The 26,952-nt window shown below is 28.1% G+C and carries 20 protein-coding genes and 1 tRNA gene; 10 read left to right on the top strand and 11 right to left on the bottom strand.

Annotation, left to right across the window (positions count from 1 at the left end; genetic code table 4):
* Window positions 1-4 precede the first annotated feature (4 nt).
* From ACM0IS_RS00190 to ACM0IS_RS00200, 3 genes are all read left to right on the top strand, one after another.
* Window positions 5-829, top strand: a complete 825-nt coding sequence (locus ACM0IS_RS00190) for a hypothetical protein (protein ID WP_416756257.1) — start codon at window positions 5-7, stop codon at window positions 827-829.
* Window positions 829-1,563 carry a hypothetical protein gene (locus tag ACM0IS_RS00195; RefSeq protein ID WP_416756258.1) on the top strand — a complete coding sequence of 245 codons (735 nt, stop codon included), beginning with the start codon at window positions 829-831 and terminating at the stop codon, window positions 1,561-1,563. The genes ACM0IS_RS00190 and ACM0IS_RS00195 overlap by 1 nt, the downstream gene beginning before the upstream one ends.
* Window positions 1,564-3,207: 1,644 nt before the next feature.
* Entirely contained in the window at window positions 3,208-3,711 is a 504-nt protein-coding gene (locus ACM0IS_RS00200) for a hypothetical protein (RefSeq protein ID WP_416756259.1), read from the top strand.
* Window positions 3,712-4,405: 694 nt separating this feature from the next.
* Here the strand turns inward: ACM0IS_RS00200 and ACM0IS_RS00205 are convergent.
* Complete coding sequence (locus ACM0IS_RS00205) at window positions 4,406-5,149, bottom strand: M48 family metallopeptidase (RefSeq protein ID WP_416756261.1); 744 nt, start codon at window positions 5,147-5,149, stop codon at window positions 4,406-4,408.
* 215 nt (window positions 5,150-5,364) lie between these two features.
* On the opposite strand from ACM0IS_RS00205, the gene ACM0IS_RS00210 reads away from it, so the two are divergent.
* The 3 genes from ACM0IS_RS00210 to ACM0IS_RS00220 all read left to right on the top strand — a co-directional run bounded on the left by ACM0IS_RS00210 (window position 5,365) and on the right by ACM0IS_RS00220 (window position 7,009).
* The gene (locus ACM0IS_RS00210) at window positions 5,365-5,871 is read left to right on the top strand and encodes a hypothetical protein (protein WP_416756262.1); all 507 of its coding nucleotides are present in this window, start codon (window positions 5,365-5,367) and stop codon (window positions 5,869-5,871) included.
* A gap of 20 nt (window positions 5,872-5,891) precedes the next feature.
* Entirely contained in the window at window positions 5,892-6,221 is a 330-nt protein-coding gene (locus tag ACM0IS_RS00215; protein ID WP_416756263.1) for a transposase, read from the top strand.
* A 416-nt stretch (window positions 6,222-6,637) separates the two neighbouring features.
* Window positions 6,638-7,009 carry a transposase gene (locus tag ACM0IS_RS00220; protein WP_416756265.1) on the top strand — a complete coding sequence of 124 codons (372 nt, stop codon included), beginning with the start codon at window positions 6,638-6,640 and terminating at the stop codon, window positions 7,007-7,009.
* A 92-nt stretch (window positions 7,010-7,101) separates the two neighbouring features.
* On the opposite strand, the gene ACM0IS_RS00225 is transcribed toward ACM0IS_RS00220, so the two are convergent.
* Together ACM0IS_RS00225 and ACM0IS_RS00230 are read right to left on the bottom strand one after the other, a co-directional pair.
* Window positions 7,102-8,124 carry a hypothetical protein gene (locus ACM0IS_RS00225; protein ID WP_416756267.1) on the bottom strand — a complete coding sequence of 341 codons (1,023 nt, stop codon included), beginning with the start codon at window positions 8,122-8,124 and terminating at the stop codon, window positions 7,102-7,104.
* Window positions 8,117-9,055, bottom strand: a complete 939-nt coding sequence (locus ACM0IS_RS00230) for an RluA family pseudouridine synthase (protein WP_416756268.1) — start codon at window positions 9,053-9,055, stop codon at window positions 8,117-8,119. Before ACM0IS_RS00230 ends, ACM0IS_RS00225 begins: the two co-directional genes overlap by 8 nt.
* A 65-nt stretch (window positions 9,056-9,120) precedes the next feature.
* Here ACM0IS_RS00230 and ffh point away from each other — a divergent pair, with 65 nt between their 5' ends.
* The 4 genes from ffh to ACM0IS_RS00250 all read left to right on the top strand — a co-directional run bounded on the left by ffh (window position 9,121) and on the right by ACM0IS_RS00250 (window position 16,394).
* Window positions 9,121-10,482 carry a signal recognition particle protein gene (gene ffh, locus ACM0IS_RS00235; RefSeq protein ID WP_416756269.1) on the top strand — a complete coding sequence of 454 codons (1,362 nt, stop codon included), beginning with the start codon at window positions 9,121-9,123 and terminating at the stop codon, window positions 10,480-10,482.
* Entirely contained in the window at window positions 10,469-11,341 is an 873-nt protein-coding gene (locus tag ACM0IS_RS00240) for an exonuclease domain-containing protein (protein ID WP_416756270.1), read from the top strand. The genes ffh and ACM0IS_RS00240 overlap by 14 nt, the downstream gene beginning before the upstream one ends.
* A 47-nt stretch (window positions 11,342-11,388) precedes the next feature.
* Window positions 11,389-11,464 (top strand) — tRNA-Thr (locus ACM0IS_RS00245).
* A gap of 112 nt (window positions 11,465-11,576) precedes the next feature.
* The gene (locus ACM0IS_RS00250; RefSeq protein WP_416756272.1) at window positions 11,577-16,394 is read left to right on the top strand and encodes a hypothetical protein; all 4,818 of its coding nucleotides are present in this window, start codon (window positions 11,577-11,579) and stop codon (window positions 16,392-16,394) included.
* Window positions 16,395-16,441: 47 nt separating this feature from the next.
* On the opposite strand, the gene mip is transcribed toward ACM0IS_RS00250, so the two are convergent.
* The 8 genes from mip to ACM0IS_RS00290 are packed head-to-tail and all read right to left on the bottom strand — an operon-like array spanning window position 16,442 to window position 26,945.
* Complete coding sequence (gene mip, locus ACM0IS_RS00255) at window positions 16,442-18,625, bottom strand: Ig-specific serine endopeptidase MIP (protein WP_416756273.1); 2,184 nt, start codon at window positions 18,623-18,625, stop codon at window positions 16,442-16,444.
* On the bottom strand, window positions 18,615-19,982 hold the full coding sequence (locus ACM0IS_RS00260; protein ID WP_416756275.1) for an MSC_0618 family F1-like ATPase beta subunit: 1,368 nt from the start codon (window positions 19,980-19,982) through the stop codon (window positions 18,615-18,617). Before ACM0IS_RS00260 ends, mip begins: the two co-directional genes overlap by 11 nt.
* On the bottom strand, window positions 19,982-21,511 hold the full coding sequence (locus tag ACM0IS_RS00265; protein WP_416756277.1) for an MSC_0619 family F1-like ATPase alpha subunit: 1,530 nt from the start codon (window positions 21,509-21,511) through the stop codon (window positions 19,982-19,984). The genes ACM0IS_RS00260 and ACM0IS_RS00265 overlap by 1 nt, the downstream gene beginning before the upstream one ends.
* Window positions 21,511-23,625 (bottom strand): MSC_0620 family F1-like ATPase-associated subunit, encoded by a 2,115-nt coding sequence (locus tag ACM0IS_RS00270; protein ID WP_416756278.1) that lies wholly within the window; start codon window positions 23,623-23,625, stop codon window positions 21,511-21,513. Before ACM0IS_RS00270 ends, ACM0IS_RS00265 begins: the two co-directional genes overlap by 1 nt.
* Complete coding sequence (locus ACM0IS_RS00275; protein ID WP_416756280.1) at window positions 23,613-24,083, bottom strand: MSC_0621 family F1-like ATPase epsilon subunit; 471 nt, start codon at window positions 24,081-24,083, stop codon at window positions 23,613-23,615. The genes ACM0IS_RS00270 and ACM0IS_RS00275 overlap by 13 nt, the downstream gene beginning before the upstream one ends.
* Window positions 24,076-24,990: an MSC_0622 family F1-like ATPase gamma subunit gene (locus tag ACM0IS_RS00280; RefSeq protein WP_416756282.1), complete on the bottom strand. Its 915-nt coding sequence runs from the start codon at window positions 24,988-24,990 to the stop codon at window positions 24,076-24,078. Before ACM0IS_RS00280 ends, ACM0IS_RS00275 begins: the two co-directional genes overlap by 8 nt.
* Window positions 24,971-25,519, bottom strand: a complete 549-nt coding sequence (locus ACM0IS_RS00285; RefSeq protein WP_416756284.1) for an MSC_0623 family F1-like ATPase-associated protein — start codon at window positions 25,517-25,519, stop codon at window positions 24,971-24,973. The genes ACM0IS_RS00280 and ACM0IS_RS00285 overlap by 20 nt, the downstream gene beginning before the upstream one ends.
* The gene (locus ACM0IS_RS00290) at window positions 25,497-26,945 is read right to left on the bottom strand and encodes an MSC_0624 family F1-like ATPase-associated membrane protein (RefSeq protein ID WP_416756285.1); all 1,449 of its coding nucleotides are present in this window, start codon (window positions 26,943-26,945) and stop codon (window positions 25,497-25,499) included. The genes ACM0IS_RS00285 and ACM0IS_RS00290 overlap by 23 nt, the downstream gene beginning before the upstream one ends.
* Between the last annotated feature and the right edge of the window lie 7 nt (window positions 26,946-26,952).

Consider the following 26,952-nt stretch of genomic DNA (forward strand, 5'->3'; position numbering starts at 1 on the left):
ATAAATGGTTGTGTATAATATTGAAACAGAAAAAACTGTTGAAACTAATAATTTATATAATGCTATTATGAATTATATTATTAAGATGGAAGATGATGCATTTGAATCATTTTTTGGGGTGTCAAAAAGTAATAAAAATAAATTTTTGAATCAATTTCCTGGTTTCGTTAAGATGACAAACAGAACATTATCTAAGGATGAAAAGTTAAGCTTGAGAGAATTCTTAAACGCAATGAATAATGTACTGAAAATTTATGAGGTAAAACTCAAAAGTACTAGTGATAATGTTCTTGGAAATTATAACAGCAGTCCAAAAGACGTTGCTGAAGATATTTTCATAAATGAAATCACACTTTCACCAATAATTGTTGCTTCTGGATCAATAGCATCATCAGCATTGTCTTCATGACTTGGATGATATTTATTTATAATGGATTTGTATAAAAATAATAAGGTTGAGCAACTTTATAAAGAAGTGTATTTGCCATTAATAAGAAATATTGATAAATTTAGTGATATTAATATTAAAATATCATTATCAATATCTAAATATAACATTTATAAAAGAGAATTTGACTCATCAACAGATATTAATAAAAAAACTAAGATACTTGATGCTATTAGGGATATTCTTAGTGGTTTTAATAATTTAAAAACATTTATTAAAGATAAATATACAAATAATGGTTTTTTTGATGAGAATCTCTTAGAAAATATTGACAGTATAATACATGTTTTTAATAGAGAAGAGAACTTAGAACGTGAAGAAATTATGAAATTATCAAGTTTAAACAATGAAATTACTAATTCATATTGAGGTGGATACTAATGAAACCAAAAGAACAAAAGAAAACTATATTAACGCTTTGGTGAACATTCTTTATACTAAGCATTATCTTGGTTGCTGCTATTTGAGGTGTATGTTTTGGATATGCTTCATGACTTGTATTTCAAACTGACACAAATCAAAATGCATTTAATATTGCTTTAGTTAGCTTACTAGCTATTTGATTTATCCCACTATCAATTACGGTAATTTACTATTTTACATATAGCTCATTTAACTTCATGATTCGATTCAAGAAGAGTACTAGAAATCTAAAAAATAGATTTCCTGAAGGCAAAAGTAAAATGATTTCATTTATTTACAGGTACTTTTATATCTTAAATACTGATGAAGCTAATAATGTAAGATGAGTAAAATCATCTAAAGCAAAGTGTAATTTAGTGAAGTTAATAATTGCTATAATTCCTATTTTTACAGTTATAATACCAATTGTAATACTTGGATTAATGATCTATGTTGCCAGTCTCAATATAACAATATTTTACCTTTATTTGTCAACATTTGTCTTAGGTCTATTGTGAACAATCTATTCAACCAAAATAAGTATTTACTTGCCAGTAAAATGAAATGGAATGAATGGTGAAGACTTTAAGAACTTTTATTTTAAAATGCTATTTAACTTATGCGGAAGCAAATATCCATTTAATATGTTAAAATGACAAATAGAATCACTTATACCATCTAAGCCAGATTCTAAAGAAAACTATTATCAATAATAAAAAAATATAATTTTATAGTCCATTTATCATGGACTATTTTTAATTATTTATAACAAAACAATGAATGGCTGTTAAATAAATGTAAAAAACTACTATGCTACTGCCAGGAAAGGTCTACATAGAATTTTTCTATGTAATTTTATGTGCGCATGAAATGAAAATTCCTAATTTATAGGACTAAAAGTATTTTAGCCATCTTTAACTTGGAAAGGCAATTATAATTTAACGTTATGCTACTGGTGGGAAAGATCACTTTTGTAATGAAATTTTATTCTGATAGTACTCTATAATTGAAAACATATGAAAATCATAAAATAATTTATATCATTTATTATTGATAAATTTGCTTTTAAATAATATTTAGTTTAGAAGTTTAGCGGTTATGAAAAACGAATAGTTCTGTAATATAGAACTCTTTGTATTTTAAATTGATAAATTACTTGTACAAGATTATAGATACTAACTCGGATATTTAATAATTTGGAGTCCATAAAACACCTATTAAATCATTGAATTAAAAAAATCATCAGCTATAGTAAACATTCTGGTGTGTTTGCTTTTAGTTTATTTATTATTTTATAATATAAATTAAAATTTTATTTTTTGCAACTTTTTTCTGAGAAATTGATGGTTTTAGGCTATTTTTTATCAATTTTTGGATAAAAACAAGCATTTTTAAGGAGATTTAAACAAAAGTAGCAAAAAACCCGCAAAAATTGTGCGAATTTAAAATTATATAAGATAGTAATTATGAAAAAAACTTTAAAATTTAAACAACATTGGTTTTACAAACAAAATTAGACTTTTAATGGAAAATCATATTTTTTAATTTTTATTAATATTAAAAATAATTTAAAATTAAAAAATAATATAAACTTTTTCTTATATATTAATGATGTTATGAGAAGGTAAATAAAATTAATTTATTGTTTGCATTAGTTACTGTAACAAATGTTGTTCTGCTTAATACAGATATAAATACACAATACACCGATTTAAACAAAGACAAAATCACCCCCATAATGATATTGAAAGAAAAAAAGAAGAGGAGCAGTATTTAAGTGTGTCCTCTGAGAAGATGAATATAATAAATTAAGAACCATTCTAGGAACAAGTGTAAAAGATGCGTTATTATGTAATATATATCCAAAATTTATAAAAATGTTCATCTTTTAGAAAAAGAAACTGGCTATAAAAAAACCTTGATATTCATAGATGTTGGCTAAGTATTGTTAACTTACTTATCGCAATGTTTGATACTCTTGTTCAAATTTTCAGTTTTGGAGTAAAAATATGAAATGATATAAAAACCAAAAACATGATATATGTAGCTTGCATAAAAATCAACGAAAAGAAATAAATTTAAAAAAGAATGTAAGCTTATATAAAAATTCAATAATAAAATTGAATAAAATATTTGGCTTATTCTTTTTGCATGTCGGAATATCATTAGCATTTATGATAATGACTAAGTATTTTATACTATTGATATGGTTAAACCCTTTTATATGAAAAAGATTCATTTTCTGAATAAAAGATATAAAACGTACTGGTAAAAAATATTTAAAATTTGATTTAAATCAGAAAAAAGACTGAAATGAAGGCAGTTCTTATAAAGATACTTGGATCTATCATATGGTGATGAAAAAATATATGCGAAGTTTGTTTTTTCCAAGCGAGTGAAAAGGAAAAATTCTAGCGAAAGTAAATTTAAGAGATAAACCAGTAGAACCAAGCAAAGAATGGACCTTAATCAAGTCATATAAAGATCAATATATTGTTAAAAGAAAAGAAATCTTAAATAAAAAAATAAAACACGCATTTTTTATCATATCATTATGGCAAACATTTTTAATTTATGATTTATTGCTTATCTTATTGACAACATTCGTGCTTCTAATAATTCGCAAGCGAGCAGATTTCATGATGATTATTGTTTTATTAACTTGATTAACAATGCTTTTTGCCTTTTCATTCAAAACACCACAGCTGATAATAACTAAATTATTTTCTAATATTCAAGAGTATTATGATTTAAGTCTTGAAATGATTGATGATAAAACCTGATTTCAATATCTTGAATGTAACAGAAAAAAATACTACAAGAAATACTTTATACCTATGGTAAAGAAGTTAAAAAAATAATATTAACAATATTTATATACTAGAAAAATCTAAAGATGGTTATTAATACATGCATTTCTGTTTTCGTGCAGGGGTGCTTTTTTAGAAATCATTAATTGTAAAAAACAGTATATTGAATTGTATAAAAAACTCATTCTTTAATTTGTAATTATTAATAAAATTATGTAGATCATTTTAATACCATTTATAAGTAATGCATTTTAAGATTTATCTTTTGATAATTTACAAACTAGGAAGGTTATAAAGTTTCACAATACTAAAATCCATAAGCCCCTACATAATAGGCTTATTTGATTTTCTGAACATAAAATTACTTGTGCAAATTATGATTATGACTTAAGCTTTTGCTATAAGAAATATAGATGAAACCAATATTTTAGCAAATAGCAGGTTTATACAAAAAACGTCTACATTTTTTATTGCCCACATTATATAAATTAAAAGTCTTATTTTTTGTCACTTTTTTAGCAAACCCACTTATATTTATTACATTTTATGTTAATTTTTGTGCAAAAATAAGCATTTTTAAAGTAGTTTATGACAGAAGAATAATAAAAAATATAAAAAATGAGCAGGCGAAAAATGTATCAATCATTACTATTAAAAATATGTATGTATAAGTTTTAAAATCAGAAATTTAAAAAAGATAGTTATTGCTTCATTAGAAAAATCACTAATATGACTTTCATAAAAACTAATGTTTAGTTGATATAAAATCAAAAATATATTTGTTTTTATATTCTTTATAGTTTGGTAACAATAAAGAAACAGCAGATCAAAATTTTTGACTATGTTTATCATTCCCATGACTAAGGGAATGAGCAACTTCGTGAATAGCAATGTAGAGTAAGAAATTAGGAGCAGCAATTGAAGATTTCAAATTATATTTAATTAATTCATTATTAGTGATTTTATTATAAGTATATTGCCCATGATATGAAGTAATGTTATTAACTATTTGTATGTCAATAGGGCCACGTTTAAACGCTTGAGTAACATGATTTGTTATATTTTGCATGTAATCATAAAACAACTTATTTAGATGCTTAATAATACATTTAACAATGTATTGAAAATCCTGTTCTTTTCCTTGAGAGCAAGGTATGCTAGCAAGCACATTACTAGGGTTGTTTACTTCTACAAGTAAAATCAAACCAATACTTTTGTACTTATATTGATATTGTTTGCCTATAAAATAAAAAGTATCATAATTAGGGCTTAATTCATATTTTAATTTAGGGATATAGAACTTAAGAGTTTTGAGAAGTTTATCTTGTAACTTAGGAATACTGGGATTATAGATAATATATATCTTGTCATTGTTAATGAAAGATTTATATATTAAGCGATCTTTGACTTCATAGCAGTAATAAGAAAAAGGATGATTATTAATAGTAATAGTGGCTAATTTAAAGTCTGTTAGTGTGCTGTAATTCATAAGTTAATTATACAATGTTGAATAAAAAAGAAGCAATACTATGATTACTTCTTATCGTTATTATCTTCCTGAGTTTCGGAGTTTGAGCCTGAAAAAACAACAATTATTTTAAAAGTTTTACGTTCATATATCAAAGATATATGGACTTTTTTAATTCTTCTAAATTTTATTATTTTTCTACTTGTATTACTTGTATAAAGTGCTATAATATGAATATGTCAGATAAGTTCATACTAATAAAACACAAAAGAAAAGATCACACATATATTTCAGTTGCCACATCAAATGGATATGGGAAAGGATATAGTAACCAAGTTGGAATTGGAAGATTAGAAAAACTCGAAACATTATGTTCGGACCCGATAAATGTAATTAAAAATGTATGTGAGACTTTAAATATTGATGATTCAAAAGAAAAAATTAAGCAAAGCATAATGTTTGCATTAAATTCTTCTCAAACCGAGGTATACAATGTGAATTATGGTATTAATACACTTTACAGTGTAATTGATAAATTTGAGATTTTTAATGCCCTGCCAAAAACAAGACATAAAGACCTTGAAAAACTTTTAAAATACACAATTGCTAGCAGAATCATTGATGCGAAAAGTTACATATTAATGCATAAAGATAAGTATAAATATGAAGGTGCTCCAGAAACAAGTAAAGATGGATACTATACACTACTAGATCTGGTTAATCAAAATAAAAAGCAATTCTAAATAAAGTTAATGAAAAAATAATGAAAAACACAACAAGAAAAGTTGAATTAGTTTTCTATGACTCAACAACAATGTATTTTGAAAGTTTTTCCCGTTCAGGATTAAGACACAGTGGATATTCAAAAGATGGAAAATTCAAAGAAGACCAAGTGGTGGTTGGAATGGCAACAGATGGAAATGGAATTCCAATTCATTTTAAAACCTTTAAAGGAAATACAGCAGACGCAAACACATTTATCCCATTTATTTTAGAAATGCTTAAAACATACGAAATTAAAAATGTAACCATTATTGCTGATAAAGGAATGTCAACTTCTAAAAACCTTAGATTTCTAGAGCAAAAGGAATAGATTATGTAATTTCTTATAGATTAAAAACAGGAACTAAAGCTTTTAAAGAATACGTGCTCGATGAAAGTAATTATCAAGGAAATGAAGAATTCAAATTTAAAGAGCAAGAAGTTGTTTCACTCTTTAATAAAAAAGACCTAATGGTATAGTTAGAAGAAGAATTGTTACATTTAGTAAAAAAGAGCAGCAAAAGATAAAGCAGACAGACAAATATTAATTGATAACTTTAACAAGTTAAAAAACAAAAATGGATTAGTTGAAGCAAGCAAGCTAACCAGTGGTAAAAATATAGATTCTTTAAGAAAATTGGAAGTTCATTTTATGAATTAGATAGCCAAAAATTAAGTCAAGACAGTCAATTAGATGGATTTTATATTTATGAAACTTCAAGACATGACTTATCACCAGAAGAAGTGGTGAATATTTATGCAAAACAATGACAAATAGAAGAAAACTTTAGAACAATGAAGTCATCACTTCAAGTTAGACCTATGTATGTATGAACTGATGATCACATTAATGCGCATTTAATTTTGTGCTTCATATCTCTTGTTATTATAAAATTTCTACTTCACAAGATCAATACAGTTCTTGCAAGCACAGGAGTTATTGATAAATTTTCTAATGATAGACTTATCACAGCGATAAAATCAGCTGAAAAGGTAGTGAAAGTTGTAAATGGTGAAGTTAAAGAAGAAATTTATATTAAAAACACTCAAAACTCAGACCATATTTCAGATTATGAAACAATCGAAACGATATTTAAAAAATTTGTACAAGTAATTTAATGTATGAAAAAACGAATAGCCCCATAATATAGGACTATTCGTTTTTTTGACCCTTAAAACTCCGAAACTCAGGAAAAGAAGCAATACTATGATTACTTCTTATCGTTATTATCTTGATGAATTTCTTTTTGAGTTTGCGCATATCTTTCTTGAGCTTGTTTGGTGTAATTGTAAATTAAAGACGCTAGTTCATCCTTAGACATGTCTTCATATCCAGAAATGTTTAAGATAGCAGCCATTTCGAACAATTGTTGATTTGGCATTGATAATAATTTTTCCATTGCTTTATCTTTTTCTTCATCCATTGAAGTAGCAGGATTATAAGGTTCTTTTTTAGCAGCCTTTTGTTTAGCTTCGTGATATTGACGAGCAATTTCGTCTTCTTCTTCGGAATTTCCTTCGCTTGCATCTTGTGCATTAGCGTTAAATTCAGCAGCCATATTGTTAAATATATTGAAGATATCAAATGGACTACTTCCTCCATTTGCTTGGCTTTCTTGGAATTTCTTTTGAATTATTTTGAATTGAATGTTTTGAACTACGAATACATTGTATTTAACAAGTTTTCTAACTTGACCAGCTGGTATAAAGTAAATTAAGATATATAAGATTGAAGATACTAGTTCAATTGCAAATATTGCAATAGCAAATGGTGCATATTGATTTAATGCATTATTATACATATATTGAATTAAGTTAAATACTGCATAAATAGCAACGACAAATGTAAGAATTCCTAATCACATATTTTGTCTAATAAATGATTGATTTTTATTTGCTGTTACCTTGTAACTAATTATTGAATAAATTAAATAAGCAAAGATTAAAATATATACTACAATACTTGCAACTCTATATATATAAACATTTAACATCACGTTTGGATTTTCTTTTGAGACTTGAATTGCAGCTGAAGATCCCATCTTAAAGTAATAAGCATTTAAAAAATCTTTTTGAAAGACTAATGTAATAACAAAGTCTGCAACAAGTAATGCAAAGCAAGTAACTACTCAAGCTAGTCAAACTCACATTCATTGATTAAACTTATTTTTATAGTCTTGAAAAAATGATTCTACTGTTTCATATTTTTCTAATTCAATAGTTTGATTATTCATTTTTGCCTCCTTGAGTTTCTGCTTTTAAGAATTGATCGAAATCGAAGTCTGCAATTTCAAATTCTTTTGGTGGTTTAGCAAAAAACACCATTTCTTCTTTAGTCACTGGATGAATAAAGGTTAATTTATAAGCATGTAATCTTTGCCCTTTATCATCGATAGCTTTATTGTATACAGGATCTCCATATACTGGATTCTTAATATGAGCCATATGAACTCTAATTTGGTGAGTTCTTCCGGTTTCAAGTTCACATTTAACTAAAGATTTTGGTAATCCATCTAAATAAAAACCTTTAAGTAATGTTACATAAGTAACAGCAGGTTTCGAATTATGGTTAGTTACTTCCATTTTTGATCTGTCTTTAGTTGAGCGACCAATCGGTAAAACTAATTTAAGTTTAGTATTTTCGATAATCCCATCACAAATCGCTAAATATGAACGTTTAATACTATGAGTAGCAAACATTTCGGCTAATAAATTGTGAGCCTCATTTGTTTTAGCAACAATTAGTAGTCCACTAGTATCTTTATCGATTCTGTGTACAATTCCTGGTCTAAGTAATCCATTTTCATTTGATAAATTATTTTTAAAATGGTGTAATAAACCATTTACTAGGGTGTCATCATAATGACCTGGAGCAGGGTGTACTGTAAGCCCACTTGGCTTATTTAAAACACATAAGTAATCATCATCGTATAGTATTTCCAAAGGCATTTCCTTAGGTTCAATCTTAATTTCTTTATCAATTACTTTTGTAATTTTAATAATCTGTCCTTCACGTACAGTAAATTTTGGTTTATTAACCAAAATGTTATCAACATAGACACAATGTTGTTCAACTAATTGCTTAATATCATTACGTGATATATCGCTGTTATTTGAAACGTATTTGTCTAATCTTTCTGGATATTTTACTTCTATTTCTTTCATAAAAGATATTATATAAGTTTTTTGAAATTTATTAGCTATTTACTTATGTGTTGTATAATAATTTTATGTTAGATTTTTTAGAAAAAAGAATACAAAAAAGCTTAGCTAAAATGGCTAAGAAAACAACTTTAAATGAAGCTGATATTTTAGAAGTTACTCGTGAAGTTAAAATGGCTTTACTAGAAGCTGACGTTAACTTGCGGGTTGTAAAAGAATTTGTAAATAATGTTAAAGAAAAAGCACTTGAAGAAGGAAAAATTATTGGGAGACTTAATCCATCACAAACAATGATAAAAATCTTTAGAGATGAACTTGTAAAGGTTTTGGGAAGTGAAACTAAAGAAATTAAAATTGACAAAAAACCTTATATCGTAATGATGTGTGGTTTACAAGGTAGTGGTAAAACAACAGCAACTGCTAAATTAGCTTATTACTTAAGAAAGAAAAAATATATTTCTAATCCATTGGTTGTGGCAGCAGATATTTATCGTCCAGCAGCAGTTGATCAACTTGTTACTTTAGCAAAGGGAATCCAAGTTGATTACTACGAACAAGGTGTTAATATACCTGCAGAAACTATTGTTGAAAATGCACTAGTAAAGGCACATGAAAATAAAAATGATTTAATTATCATCGATACTGCTGGAAGACTTTCGATTGATGAAAAATTAATGAATGAACTAGTTAACATTAAAAAGATTGCTCACCCTGATGAAATCTTTTTTGTAGCTGATGCATTATCTGGACAAGATATCATAAATGTAGCAAGCACTTTTAATGATAAGCTTAAATTGACAGGTGTTATTATTACTAAACTTGATTCTGATGCACGTGGTGGTGCTGCATTAAGTTTAAGACAAGTTCTTAACATTCCAATTAGATTTATTGGGACAGGAGAAAAAACTTCTAATTTAGATCTTTTCCACCCAGATAGAATGGCTGAAAGAATTCTTGGTATGGGTGATGTTATGACACTTATTGAACAGGCCTCTGAAAACATTGATGAAGACAAAGCTAAAAATATGGTTGAAAGAATTTTCTCAGGTAATTTTACACTTGATGATTTAATGGAACAAATTAAGCAAATGAAACAAATGGGAAAATTTTCTAAATTACTAAAAATGCTCCCAGGTAATTTAGCAAGCAAAATTGATGAATCAGAAATAGATAAAGCCGAAGAAAAAATGCAGTTATATCAAATTCTAATGTCTTCTATGACTAAGCAAGAAAGAAAGAATCCTAAACTACTTAAACAAGCTTCTCGTAAAGAAAGAATCCTTAAAGGGAGTGGTAGAAGTGCGCAAGAATACAATAAATTGCTAAACGATTTTGATGCTATGAGCAAAAAAATGGCTCAAATTGCTCAAAACTTTAAGAAAACCGGAGGCTTTGGTGGCTTTGGCGGAGGAATGGGTGGATTATTCTAATACACACCTAGATAATTATGTAGTTTTGGATATAGAAACTACAGGATTGCAGCCTTATAATGATGAAATAACTGAAATTGCAGCTATAAAAGTTAAAAATGGAAAAATAGTTGAACAATTTTCTAAATTAGTCAAAATTCAAGGGGTAATTCCTCCATTCATTGTCAAAAAGACGCATATTACAAATGAAATGTTGCGAAATGAAGACCCTATTGAAATTGTCCTTGCTCAATTTCTTGAATTCATTGAGGATTTGCCTTTAATAGGCCACAACATAAAATCATTTGATTATCGTTTTTTAAATTATTTTTCAAATAGCAGATTAAATTGAAATATTTCAAACGAAATTATTGATACATTATTATTAGCTAGAACAAAACTTTCTTTAGCACATAACACATTAGGTGACTTATGTAATTATTATGCAATTGAGTATTCAGCAGAAAAAAATCATAGAGCATTAGCTGATGTGATTTGTACTGATAAAGTTTATAAGAAATTGTGTAATGAAAAAAGCAAGGCAAGAAACTGAAATTTAACAAGAACGAAAAGAAATTTTGAACCATATTCAAACAATAAAATGCAACTAAAAAGTAATGCTTTGCATAGCAATCTGCTTGAAGGTTTTAATATCGCTATTACCGGTGAAGGAATGTATAGTAGGGAAAGTCTAGAACGAGTAATTGAACTTAATGGTGGAAAAGTAAACAATTCAGTTTTAAAATCTACAACATTGCTTATAAGTTGTGATGATCAGACGACAACTTTAAAATACATAAAAGCTCAACAGTTGCAAAAAAGAATTGTTAAACTAGAAGAATTTCTGGAATTACTAAGAAAATTGGAAATTATAGATTAATTTATACATACGTTAATAATATTTTGGTATTATATTATTAACGATTTGCCGACATAGCTCAGCAGGTAGAGCACTTCCATGGTAAGGAAGGGGTCGCTGGTTCGAGTCCAGTTGCCGGCACCATTTGAATCCAGTATTGGATTTTTTTTATTTGCTTTTTTTAGCATGAAATAAAGCTGTATAAATATGCTGCATTTCTCAAAATTTAATAGAATATATTTATAAAGAGGTAAATATGAGAAATAAGAAAAATATCACAATCAAAAGCGTTTTAGTTCTTAGTGCCACAGCAGCTCCTGTTTCTATGATTGCAACCAGCTGTAATGATACACAAGCAGAACAAAACAATTTAATTGTCAAGTTTCAAGAACTTAAAAGCCAGCTAGAAGGATTAGAAAATAAATTAATTGCAAATCAAGTTACGGATTTAGCACAACAAATTAATGAATTTATTATAAATAATGATAATTATGAAAAATTAAGTGAAAAGCAAATGTCTGAAGTTCTCGCTAGTGGGCAAGATCTAATATCAACTATAACTCAACAATTTAATAATCTTATTACCAATGTTTTAAATCAAATTAAGGCAAATATTGAATTTTTAAAGAAACTAATTGATAAGTTAGATGATAGTCATAATAATGAAAAAGCTATAATGCAAGAAGCAATAAATCAAGCTAGTGTTTTAAATAAGGATACAATACTACCGACTTTAAATGAATGGAACAATAAACTTGCAAAAATTTATAATGATTATAAAGATTTAACAAATAAGCCTGTTATCGAACCTGATGCTGCACAAAAAGCAGAATTGATAAATCAAATAACAAATGAAAAAGCCCAAGCTCAAAATGAGTGTGATAGTTTAAAAACTAATGGTTATAACCCAGAAGTATTAGAAGAATGTTTGAAGAATATTAACTTAGATAATTTACCATCATGTTCACTAGATAAGTTGAAAGAAATTTTATCAACATTGCAAACAACACAGAGTGAAGTGCAAAAAAACTATACACTAGCTTGCGATGCTATAAAAGATCAAATTAATGCTGTTGTTAAAAATATTGAATCTTTAAATGTTTCAAATGAAAAGCAACCTGAAGCATATCAAGCAATTAGTGAAGGATTGAAAAATAATGTAGTAACTAAAACAAGCACACTAAATGAATTAAAAGCATTTCTTGCTAATTTAACTGCTCTATACAATAAATATAAAGACATTAACAATAACCCTGATAATAGCCAAGAAGTAGCGAAACAACAAGCTATTGCTGAATTAAAGCTTGCTATTGCTACAGCAACTGGCCAAGCTAAAGTGCTACTTAATAATGGATATGAGCCAGTAGAATTAAATAATTATTTAAAAACTTTAACTGATGAAATTATTGCTAATTATTCATTACCAGAAGTACAATCAGCTATTGCAAAAGTTCAAGAATTAGAAGCAAGTGCAAATAAAAAGTATGCTACTGCGAAGGATAATGCAATTAAGAGCTTAAATGATGTTATTTCAAAAATTAATAATATTGGAATTACTCAATCAATGAGTAATAACATTTATCAAGCTATTCAGGCTGCCCTAAGCCTTAATAATTTTAATTCAGCAGATACACTTGCTAATTTAAAAGCAAAATTAGATAACTTAAATAAAGTTTATGAGCAATATAAAAATAGTGCAGTACAGATAATGCAACAAACAGTGCAAGAAGCTAATAATGCACTAGCTGCAGCAAATGCATTAGTTTCTTCGCTTAAAGAAAAAGGCTATGAAGCTACTGAACTATCAAGTTATTTATCTGGCATAAAAGTTTCTAATTTATCAACTTATTCATTTGACAAATTAAAAGAAATAATTTCTAAAATTTCAGACCTAAAAGTAAAAGAAGAAGCAAATTATAAGACAGAATGTGCAAACATTAAGGCTGAAATTGATGCTATAAAAACTCAACTTAAGAATTTAAACTTTAATGAACAAGATAATCCAAAAGCTTATAAAGCTATAAATGAGGCATTAAAAATTTCTTATTCAGATACGGATAATTTGAATAGCCTAAACAATGCTTTAGCTAGCTTAACAAAGGTCTATGATGTATATAAAAATGCAGCAAAAATTGATCCAGCTGTTCAAACTTTAAGAACTGCTAAATTAGAATTAGTCACTGCACAGGAAGCTTACAACAAATTAATAGAATATGGCTATACTGATGCGCAGTTAGGTTCTTTACTAACTAAAATTAATAATTCAACTTTAGAATCACTTTCAATCGAAGAATTAACTAAAACAACTAATGAATTAAAACAAATAACTCAAGCTGCTTGAACTAACTATAATCAAAAGATAGCACAGTTACAAAGCGAAATTGATGCCCAAATCAGAGCACTAGATGAATTAAATGTAAATAAAAAGAAATACCCTGATGCATACAGTGCTATCCAAAATGGAATTAGTCAAAACCGATATACTGATTCAAGTACATTAAATTCTTTAAACACTTCGTTAAGTGCATTAAAGAATTTATATGAAAAATACAAAGATATAAATAATTCGCCATCAGAAAATTATAATTGAGGAGACGTTCCTCTACCAAAAGTGGCAGACAATCAAATCACACAAGAAATGCTTGTTGATATGTTTGATAAGATGATTGGTAATCAAGTTGTTAATTTCACACTTGGTGATAGATTAATTACTACAGACGCTTGAAATAATGCTTTTCTTGAGTGGCAATTTACTAAGAAAACTAATTACTCATATTTTACAGTAGACTCTAACCAAATGGCGTTTACTTACAAGAATAAAGATGGTTCAATTCAGTCTGATGGATATTTCCCAAATACTCCGCAATATGTAAACGATACAACATGATATGTACGAACAGGTAGTTTCAAATATACTTATATGGAAGCATTCAGAACTCCTGGTAAAGTACAAGATGCAGTCTTTAAGTTTGTTAGAGACGGGATGAATCAAATTAAAGAAGGTATGTCTGAATGAGATAAAGCATTTGCTTTATGAAAATATGTAAGAATGTGATTTATTTATAAACCCGTTGCCAGATTAGATTTAGCAATTCAATTGCATACTGGTGTATGTAGAGACATGGCTTCTTCATATGCTATTCTTTTACAAATGGCTGGTATTAAAGCTTTTGCATGGCCTACAGGTAAAGCAAAAGATTTACCAGAAGATGAAACCAGCGGTGGACACATGGTTGTTTGAATGAAATTACCAGTAAATGATCAAAACCAACCAGATCCTAGTTCAAAAACCTACAAATGATTCGATTCTGACATTACATACGAATCACCTGAAGCATATTATTTATATCCTTTATCACATTATAAGGGTGACTTTGGTGGTGTTATAACAGCGCCAAGTACTTCACAATTTGTGCCAAATGTTTCTGGGGTTTTACTACCATATACATTTAATAACTTATATGGATTGCCTTACAACACTTTATATTTAAATAATGAAGTAATGTTAAATTCAGAACGTGATTATTTAGCAAAGACTACAATTATGGGTGGAAAAGCAAATGGTGGAAGTACAGCAATTTCTCCAAATTATGTATATAACAATGGTAAATGATATGGATTTAGTTATTCACCAAAAAGGGTGGACACAGATGGTAAACAGTTACCAGCTACTGGTTTTATAACCGAACAAACTTTTAACCAATCAATCGGTACAGAAGTAACATGAGACATACAAAAGATATATAAACAAAAAATATTAGACGCTATTTCAAGAACATATAATCAAATATCATGGTCTATGCCTGCATTTAGTGTAAACCTTTATTCATATAAAGACTCTATTGCTATTCCAATCTATGATAAAACTGATGGATATTCAATATTAATTTATGATGTTAAAACAAAGGCACATACAGTTTCGAAAATAGGCAATAAAGATAAAGTTTTATATAACTTTAACATTCAAAACGATCAAGTTTATGTAACATGAACTGATAATACAAAAATTGAAACTAAAATGGAAGATCCTAAATTAGTAACATGATTTAATAGTCAACCAAAATACAACAAACAAGATCTAATTAATGAGTTAGCATATTATAAATTTACTCTTGGTGGTTATACAATAGGTTCAAATGTATACCAAATTTCTGAGCAAAATAAAAAGAACTTTTTAGATAAGTGAAATGAAATTAATGCTAAAACTCATGAAAATCTTTCGAATGAGCAAATTAATCAATTAGTGCAAGAAGTGCGTGATAATTACAACAACAATTTATTAGACCCTTCTTATGCAAATGCAAAAACAATTGTTATAACACGTAATTTAAATGAATTTGACTCTGTTTCTCAGGATTTATATAATGAGTATGGATATCAAATTAATATATCAGCAATAAATGATAAAAGCCAAATTTTAGGTGGTAATTTATCATTAAGAGCTAATGTATATTATTCTGAAACAAAGCTAAAACCTGGAGAAGCGGGTTGAAAACAAGTTATTTCTAATAAAACTATTGATGCATTAAGCTTAAATAAAAACATAATTCAAAATCCACAAGGATATTACTATGTTGAAATTTACAATGAAATATTCCCAAATGATATTGTAAATTCAGAAGTTTTATATTTAGAATGTAGTTCAACTTCACCAACATTTGATGCATTTTCACAAATAACAGTAAATGGGAACTCTCAAAATTCAAACTACAATGCAAATGATAGTTTATGATACCAAAATACATCACTTGAATATTCATTTATGTGAACTTCAGTTTCTACATACCCAATTAATGCCAAAATTCATTTTATAGATTTCGCAACTAAAACAGATACAGTAATTCAAGAGTTTAATAATACAGAATTGGCAAAATTAACTAAATGAAATAAAACTTTAGGCCTTGCAGATAGTAATAATAGTGGTATTTATTATGTTGAATACACAATAACGGATAACGCTAATAATCAACAAACATTTAAAGTTATTTCAAAATTAGGTTTTGTCTTTACACAAGACAATTGAAACACAATTACTATGAAAGAACTAAACGATTTAATTAAACCAATTTATTAAAATTAATCAAAAAATATCTAGATTTTTCAAGTCTAGATATTTTTAATTTATTTTTTAAATTGATAATCTTGTGGAATTTCTTTTACACCTTTAGGGAATAATTTTGTTTTATAGTTATCACCATAAATTTTTTGAAGCGCTTGACGATATGATGTTCTTTGGTTTGGCCCACCACCATAAATTAAATCATATTGTTCTAAATTATATTTACCATATTGCCCATTATAGTTATATCCAGGTGATCTTAAGGCTTGTGTAAGCGAAATTAATGAGTTGAAATTTGCATCAGCAGCAGCAAATGTTAATCCAATTATATTTCCATTAATATCACGTACAGATGAACCCGAACCACCTTGTCCTGGTTGTCAGTTTTGCAATATATATCCTAGCCCATAGTTAATGTATTCATTACCTGTGTAAGTAGAACCTTTTTCTTTTAAGTATCTAATTTCAAAACCTTTATGATCAGTGGCGTTAATTATTGGGTTAGAGATTAAAATATCAGTTAATCCAGGCTTATCAATAAATGTTCTTAACGCAACATTTTGAGATAAACCACCACCAAGTTGGTTATCTTTATTATTCTTAGATTTATTTACTCACACAGATGAAGTTGTAGCTAATGAAGGAATTTCATCTTTATTACTTGTAGATATAACTAAATCATCATCACTTTTTGCATTAGGGAAACCTAAAGCTAAAAAGTCATAATTAATTTTAGATACATTTTCATCATTTACTTTTAACTTTTCAGCAACTAATCTATCATAATCAGTTAGTAAATCATAATTTGCTGGTTTAGATTGGTTATCTTTATTTTGGTATGCTGAAGTCAAGAATAACACATAATTATTGAATGAATCAATTTTATTGTTATCAAGCCCACTATCTGCATTAGGAGAACTATATGGATATGAATCTGCATTAGGGTTTAAAGTAAATTCTAATACAGCAAAATCAGCCATTTCCTCTAATTTAGCATATGGAGAAGAACTATCTAAATAGCTTGAAGGAGAAGTGCTTAAGAAGTTTGCACCAGTATAAACAATTTTTACATTTTTAGGATCAAAGTCAAAATATGCTACACGAGTGTCTTTATCAGTTTGCTTTAATTGCACACCTACTGGAGTATCAGGATCAAAATGAGCTAATCTAATTTTTTGGGTAACACCCACAATCTTAGCATCAGCAGCTTTAACAGCTTTGCCGGCTTCATCATAAGGAATTAATGCTTCATTATATTTTTTATTAAATGCTGCAAATTCAGGTGACTGATCACCGTATTTAGCTAAAACTTCTTCATATTCTTTTTGAAGTTTGAGAATTGCAGGGTTCATTGCTTCCCATTTGCTGTTAGCTTGAATTAGATTATCAGCATTTTGTTTCATTACACTATCAGGTAATATATTTGTATAAATTGAACCATTATCTGAACTAGAAGTAATATCTGCTGCTACGTGCAGGTTTGTAGCTAAATATAATTTCGAAATTTGACCTTTACTATCAGTTGCATAATCAAGAATTCATGCTGTACCTTGAGAGAGACGTGATGGTGGCAAGCTAGTAGGTGTTAAATATTTATTTTCATTACTAATGATAATTGAATATGTTTCACCTAATATTTCCTTATATAGGTCATTAGGGATATATCTTGCTGTACCACGATCCCCATCAGCATCAGCTCAGTATTTTCTTCTACGTATTTGACCTAGAGGGTTAAGAACTAAATTATTTTCGTTATCTGTAACTGAAAAGTTTTTAGCATAAGAATCTAGAAATGCAGGTAAGTTTAATTCAGAAGCGCTATTATCAAAATCTTGTACGTGTTTTTTGCTGTATGTTTCATAAATTTCATTATAAGCTTCTGTTACTCCACCTGGTCAAAGAGATTTCACTAAAGAATTAATATATGCTGCTTCATCAATGTAATATTTTTTAAGTAATGAAGCATTTTTATATTCAGGTGTATTAGCATCATCTGGCGTTGTAGGGTCTTTTTGAGGTTGTGGATTGAACGGATTCCCACCAATAACTGGTGGTTCAGGCACAGGTTCACCTTCACCCGGATTAATTGGTTTTATAGGATCTATAGGTTTAGGCTTTGAATCGCCTGGGTCAACAGGTTTTTCTACTGGTCTAGCTGGATAATCATGAAAACATGAAACTGGAACTAAACTAAGAAAAGTTGACCCTAAAATTAAAAGTGAATTTTTTAGTATTTTATTTTTCATCTTGAATATCGTCTACAGTAGCTATGAATGAGAATTTTTCAGGGTTAACATCTATAAATTCACCATTAATTATTCTTTCTACTGATTCAATTGTTTTAGATAATGGGACATAAACCCCTGGCATTTGAGTAAAGTGTTGAGTTGTGTGGAAGTATTGTGAGAAAAAGTTTTGTAGTTGTAAAGCTTTTTTAACAATAATTTTTGATTCATCATCAAGCTCATCGATACCTAAAATTAAAATAACATCTTCAAGTTCTTTGTATCTTTGTAATATTTGTTTAACTTTCATAATAGCATCGTAATGTTTTTGACCAATGATTTGAACATCCACTGTAGCAGATGATGATTCAAGTGGGTCAAAAGCAGGATAAATATTTTTAGCTACAACATCACGAGAAAGAACTAGAGAACCACCTAAGTGGTTAAATACTGCAAGAGCAGATGGATCAGATAAATCATCCATTGGTAAGAAAACAGTTTGGAATGAAGTAATTGAACCATTTTCGTTTGAGAATAATCTATTTTCTACAGAAGAAATTTCAGTATTTAATGTTGCTTGGTAACCTCCTAATGAAGGTTTTTTATCAAGTGAAGCTGAGATTTCATTTCCAGCTTGAAGGAAACGGAAAATGTTGTCGATAAATAATAAAACATTTTCTTTTTCTTTGTCTCTTAAGTATTCAGCTGCTGTAATTCCTACAGGAACAATACTCATTCTAGCTCCAGCACTTTCATTCATTTTAGAAATAAACATCATAGAGCTTTTCATAAGGTCTGATTTAGTTAAATCATCATATAATTCAACCCCTTCCCTTGAACGTTCACCAGCTCCAATAAAGATTGAAGAGGTATTCTTTTCTTTCTTAGATAGGTTGAAGATAATTTCTTTCATTAAAACTGTTTTACCAACTCCAGCTCCTCCAAAGATTCCGATTTTAGAACCCTTTAAAATAGGGATAAAGAAGTCAATAGCCTTAATTCCGGTTTCAAGTATTTGAGGTTCGAAATTAAAGTCATTATTAGTTACAATAGTTGAATCCATTGGAACACGTTTAAAACTTGCTTGTGGGTTATTTAGTGATCTACCCATAACATCAAAGATGTTATTTTTAGCACTAGGACCAACTGGTACCATAAAGGTATTGTTGGTATCAAAGTATTCTTGATCAATTCCTATAGTTTCATTTGCATCAATGATAACTGCATAAACAATGTTTTCATTAACAATTTTTTTAACTAATAAGTGAGTTTGATCACTAGCAGAAGCTAAAATATTGTTAATTTTAGGTAGTTGATCTTTAGGGAAAGAAACTTCAACTACATCTGTTCAAATTTTAGTTACTATACCTTTTGTCATTATTTATCTCCTAATTTATCATCGATGAATTTTAGGACGTTTTCATCTATGTCCATGAATTTTTGGTTAATTTCAATTTGTCAATTGAGTTGTTTATATTTTGCATATTGTGCTAAAGCAAATGCAAAGAAATCTTTAGCCATATTATCATCATAAGCTTGATTACTAATCATGCGATCTAAGATATCTTTAGTAATTGGATTAAAGATACATAATTCTTCAATGAATTTTAAAGCCAGTGGAATGTTAGTTACTTTCTTTAAAACACCTCATGAAATCAGTTTAGCTGTAAGGAACATTGTGCTGCCTTTGTAAACTGAGATACCTTTTTGAGTAAACATTTGTTCAACTAAAGAACCATTAGTTAATAGTGCGCTAGTTTCGTCGTTTAAGTCATATTTAAGTGAAGCGAGTTTAATTTGTCTCTTGTAAGCTTTGTAAATTTTAGCTATCTTACCAGCTACTTTTGCAATGTAAGGTTTTTGAACCGATCCACCAATACGTGACACAGATAAATCGATATCAATAGCAGGCAATTTACCTTGTGCAAAGAGATCTGTATTCATAACGATTTGTCCATCAGTAATTGAAATATCATTTGAAGCTACTAAAGAAGTAATATCATTTTCAACGCTTTGTAAGATAGGAAGTGCAGTAATTGATTTTTTGCCTAAAAACTTTCCACTACGTTCAAGTAATCTAGCATGTGCAAAGAACATATCCCCAGGGAAGGCTTCTTTTCCAACAGGTTTATTAGTTAATAAAGCGATTTCACGGTAAATATTAGCATGAGCTGTTAAATCGTCAAAAACAATTAAAACATCATATTGGTGTGCTAGGTTTTCAGCATGCGCCATAGCTACATAAGGAGCTAAGTATTGTGCATAAGGTTGATCAGCAGGTGCGTTAATAATAATAGTGTAATCCATTGCTTTATTATCATTTAATGTTTTATAAACTGAAGCAATATCTGACTGTTGCTTTCCAATACCTACATAGATACATTTAACATTTTGATTCTTTTGATTAATAATGGTATTAAGTGTTAAGTGAGTTTTACCTGTTTTTCTATCTCCGATAATTAGTTCTCTTTGCCCTTTACCGATTGGAATAAGTAAATCAATTGCCATGTAACCTGTGTGTAATTGTTCTTCTAGTGGTTGATATGAAAGTAATGCATTAGGTTTATTGAAGGCAAGAGACTTGTGTGAAAGCATAGTTTTACTATCACTAGCAGCTGGATATAAAATGCTTCCATCAATGCTAATGATTTTTCCAAAGTAGCTTAAAGAAGTTTCGATATAGTGTTGTTGATCAGTTGGGATAACGCTTTCTCCAATAAGAAAGTCTCCAATTTTACCTTCTGAAAGACAGTAAGCTTTATTTTGGGTAGCTGAGATTAAAATTAAATTGACTTCAGGGTTATTTGCTAAAGTAAAAATTTGATTCTGGAAGTAAGGATACTTACCAGTAATCTCTACAACATAGTCAAATATACCTGTTATTTTAGGATAGTTATTATTTGTCATTATAGACCTCCAAGTCCGATAGCAAGTAAAATAATTGCTATTATTAAGAAAATTGAAGCTAGCGAACTCATTAATATTGTTTTATTTTTTGTGTTTTTTATGTGGAATTTATTGTGTGTAATTCCTAAAGTAGAAGCAATTAATATTAGAATAAATGCTAATGATAAGAAAATTGCTCCTAATGTGTAAAGTAGCTTTTTATTAGCTGCTGGCTGTGTATATGGTGTTTGAGGCATTGCTCAAAGAGAATCAAACATTTGTGTGATTTGTTTTTTATTTTCTGGAGAATTCGTTAATAGAGCTTCATGTAAAATAATGTATAAATCTCTAAATGTCTTGTTTATACGATTAGTTAAGTTGGTGTATTCTAAATATTGAGAATATAAATTAAAACTATTATTGATTGCTAATCCTTTTAAAAAGGAAATATCATCACTTAATACATCTAATCCTTGGTTAACTCAGCTAATATCAAGATAGTTAATCTTGTAATATTCATTTAAAACTTTAATGTTTGATTTAATTAAATCAATTTTGTTTTTAATTCCTTCAACTAATAAATTATAAGTATTTGAATAGGCATCAGGAAGTAATGCGAAATAATATGTATTGTGTATTACAGTATTTTTTAAAGATGATAAAACAAAATAATTTATATCAGTACCAAATTGAGTTTCTAAATTATCTTTTAAATCAATTGAACTAACACTTGATGCATTCTTTTGAATAATATTATTTAAATCTGTTTGATATTCAGTTTGATAAGTATTTTTCATTGCACGTGAAATCATGTTAAATAAAACATTTGCCAATTCTTGATCAACTAATTGTTGATAATCGATTTGGGCATTAACTCCAAGCGCTGTGTATAACTGTATAAAGATATTTCTAATTAAGGCATTAGCAGCTTGTGTTGCAAGTGTTATTTGCTTATCTGCTAGTGTCCGGATAGAAAAACTATATGTACGTAAGTTATTTTTGTCTACACTATCCTGAATTTTAACATCTGCTAATAATTCATTATTTGAGTCAAGTTTAAGTCCAGTTACCATGTATTGATATCTAGTGTTAATATTGTTGTTAAAAAAGAAATAAATAGGAGAATTCTTTTCCACATTCTTATTATATTTGGCTATAAAAGCTTGTTTTAATTCAACTGTATTTAAACTCTTAAAAGCATCATACATAGCTGAAGAAACAATTGGGTGTAGAGAAGGAATGTTTTGGATTTCCTTAGATTGCGCAGCCGGGTCCTGAATTTGAGGAAGAGGTGGTATTATTGGAGAAGGTGGTTTATCTTGTTGCTCATCTTCTTTAGAGTTTTGGTCTAAATCAAATTGCAAGAAGCGAACACTATATTTTGATTTAATATAATCATCTCAAGAATCAAAACCTTTTGGCGGATGTAGGTTGAAATTACCGGATGAATTGTAGTCAATAGATGTTGTTTCAAATGTTGGAATATCATCGCTATTTTGAAAAATATCATCAAATTCACCAGCTAGTTTCTTGAAATATTCATCAACTTTTGCATTAAATTTCTCTTTAGTTAAAGTATTTGTTAAGGTTTCTGAAGTATATTCCTTTAAGTCTTCAATTTGAGATGGTACTAAAGGTAGATTCTGATATGGATTAGTTGAGTCTTGCTCAGCATTAATTAAGACTTGTTGATAAGTTTTAGAATCAAAAGTTAAGACCATGCTTTTGAAAGATTTTGATGAAGCAAGTATTTCTGGATAGAATGTAAAGAAACCATTATCTCTAGGATTCTTAATAATTGCATCTTTATGTGTTTCTAAATAAACTGCAACCTTTTTTAAATACATACCTTTTATGATGTCTTGTGCATCTGTAGTTGTAGTATTTGTTAGTAAGGTGTTAGCTTCATTATGAAGATCTTTAATACCTTGTTCTAAAATATTATTTAATGATTGTGTTTGCGCTTCTTTTTCTAGTTTAGCAAATTCATCAAAGTCAGGAGATAAGTTTTTGCCTTCCTCAGAGTTTGCATTATCACTATTAGGAGTGCTTTCTGAATTAGGAGCAGAAGAAAGAACAGCGAGGGGAAGAGTGGCACTAACTGGCCCTAAAATAAGTCATTTTAGTTTTCGCATTTTTTCTCCTCTGGGTTTAAATTAAATAAGGTAATAGCATTCAAGATATATATTTCATTTTCTAACTTGTAAATTGCTATTTTATTTATATTGTCTACCGAAAGTTGCTTACAACTACGATAGTAATTTAAATCAGCTAATAAGCTTTTAAGTTTTTCTTCATTGTTGTTAATAAAATCATTATTCTTTTTAACTTGTAAATATGATCTAAAGCAACCTCTATAAGTGATATGTATCTCATTGTTTATATAGGTAAGGAAGACGTTATCTAAGATATAGTATTTGACTACGCCATCATTATTTTTTGTTCTAAAAAAAGCTTTGTTATATGAACCTACTGAGTTAGGCTTTAATAATGTTCATTGGTCTTCGAGATTAAGATTTAATTCTAAACTTGTAATATATTCTTTTGTTTCATTTAAGTTTTCTGAGATGAAAAGGCATTTTATATTATTCATGAGCATTCTCCTTTTCATCGTGTAATAAATCTTTTTTCTTAGAAAGAATTGAAATTTGTTCTACTTCTAATTCACGTTTAGCACGCAGTACTTCAAGAGCTAAACGTTTTTGTTTTTTCTCAAGATCGTTGATTTTTTGATTAATTGCAACTAAAGAATATTTTTGATAAATTAAATTTGATTCGCTTAATAAAGCCAATGTCATATAAGTTAAATAAGCTTTTAGTTGTGATTTAATAAAGCCATTTATATTAGGATAAATATTTAGGCCTTCTATAGACATAAAGTTACTTTGTTTATGATATAGGTCTAAGTCGAAATTTAATTCGCTTAAAGGAATTACATTTAGGCTCAATTGCTTAGTTTTTGAAGAGTTTAAGACAAATTTAATTTTGCAAAAACCATTAGCATCTAAATAAGCTTCTAAAAAGTCAGGCAAAATATCTGTTAAATAAGCAACATCATTAAAGTTATTTTCAAAAATGATATCTAAATTATTTTCTTGGGCAAAAGTTTTTGCTCTATTACCAATTACAACAATTGAGTCGTTTTTAGCAAAGTTTTGAAGCAAGTATTTTTCATATTTTTGATATGAGTTTGTTTCGTATTTTTCTTCTTCTGTTATATAAACTCAAATTGTTTTATAAGTGATTGAGTTTTTAGGTGTTAATTTGCTTAAAAATGTAAGGTAATGATTATTTACTGGTTCGATTAAAGGATTGGCTACAGCATAATTACTAGCGAGATAATCAATGTAGGATTTAGCTTGATTAGCTCTTTGACAATACATACCAATTTGTTGAGAAAGACGCAAGATATTAATTAAGTTAATATTTTTTTGTGATTCGACAATGGTTAATATTTTATCTAGTGATTCAGCTTTTTGTTTAATTTTCTTTATGTGCATTAGGAATTAACTCAGGTGAGAAGTATAAGTTGTAATCCTTTAAATCAAAGTTGTATTTAACAATAATGCCAGGAATAATTTCAACAGGGCAATCATTGTTTATTAAATAATCATGTAAATATTCGTTATATTTAGTTAAGATATCTTGAATTTGATCATTTTCAGCAGTTACTCAAGATAATACTTTAGTGTTAGAATCAAAATTATGAGAAATAACAGGAATTAAAATCTCTTGACTAAATCTTGGGTTTATACTTCAAGAAATATAAAAGTCTTTAAATGCGATTTGATTTTTGTGTAACATAAATTCGTCACGTTCATTAACTAATTCTTCTCATAAACCACCAGTTTTTTGGATGTTGTTTAAAATAAGAAATTGGTTAGTGAATATTTGATATGGAATAAAGTTACTGTCTTCTTGAATTTCATTATAAGTTGCAAATATTGTATTTAAATAAGTTTGCCTTAGCATTTCTTGAGCTTTGCAAGCTTTATTTTTTTGTCAATTAGTTAGAAAGGTTAGTTTCATGAGATGCTCCTTGAGTTTTATTGTATTTGTAAACAATATATGTAGCCTTAGCTCAAATACTTAGCTGAATAATAACTTGTAGCAAGCAAGCAATTATTGGAATAATTATAAATATGTCAACTAGCGTAAATTCAAATGGAATTGAAGCAGTTAGATTATTGCTTCCTTGATTTAATAAAGCTGATAATACCGCGAAGAAGACAGCTATGCTTAGTGAAGCGAAAATTAAGACAAGGGTATAACGTGTAATATAAGATAAAGTATTTCCTGCCAGCTTGTAAATAAACAATAAAGCGAAATAAGAAATTACTATAATTAACACAACCATGTAATTGTTAAACTTGTCAGCATTTAACATACGAATAATTAATAAGGCAAATAAATAGACAATTGATAAAATGATTAAAATAAATCCTTTAGCAGTTTTATTTAAGTTATTTAGTGGCTTTCATTTTAGTAAGAAATATATAGGTATTAGTAAAAGGAATGCAATTACTAATGTTAAGATTCATAAAATGTGAACAGGCTTACGATCCATTAATGGACCATCATTTATATTAATAATAAAGATGTTTGCGAACATTCAAATAGCAAATAATGCTAATGCATAAAAGTTAAAGTTTAGAGCTTGTTTAGATAATGCTTTAGCTTGAATTTGTGAATTTTCTAAAACAAATAAGTTTGCGACTTTAAATCCTCAATAGCAAATAAAGCAAGCGCCCATTGCAATGATTGCGATCACACCTCAGGCTGTATAGTTATAGAATAATATTCTAAAGCCTTCTTTTAAATTATTTTTAACAGTAAATAGTGTTTCAGGTGTGTTTCCATTAATAAAGTTTGCTAATAATAATCATCCTGCGATTAGTAAAATAAATTTAGCTGTATTAGTGATAATAAAGTTACGAATATATTTTTTGATTCCTGTATATACCTTAATGCAATAGAATAAATGATAAATTTCGAAAGCAAAATTAACTAACATTAATACTGTAAATGGAATAGTACTAATTAGTAAATGTGAAATATTAGTATTTTCTGTAATTGGATAAGCATACAATATTGTGAATGATGCAATTATAATTGCTAAATATAAAATTGATCATGGAAGATATTTAACAAAGCTTATAGGCTGCTTACTTGCATTTCTTGCTAATCAGAAAGGAGCAAGAATTAACGGAACTAATAAAATTATGAAGTTATATATAATAACAAAATTCCGCCCTTGAAAATTAGGCTGTGAAATATCTAAAAAATTCTCAATTGGTAAAAATGGCTTTGCAACATTTAAACCAGTATTATAAGGCTTTCAACCTAAAAGAGCAGACAGCGAGAACAAACTAACTAATAATAATATCCCCATTATTAAATAACTTATTAAGTTCTGTCAGTAAAATAAGGTGTTTTGTTTAATTTTTATTTTCATATATACC

Origin of the sequence: Mycoplasma aquilae ATCC BAA-1896, from assembly GCF_048074525.1 — a bacterium.
GTDB lineage: Bacteria > Bacillota_I > Bacilli_A > Mycoplasmatales > Metamycoplasmataceae > Mycoplasmopsis > Mycoplasmopsis aquilae.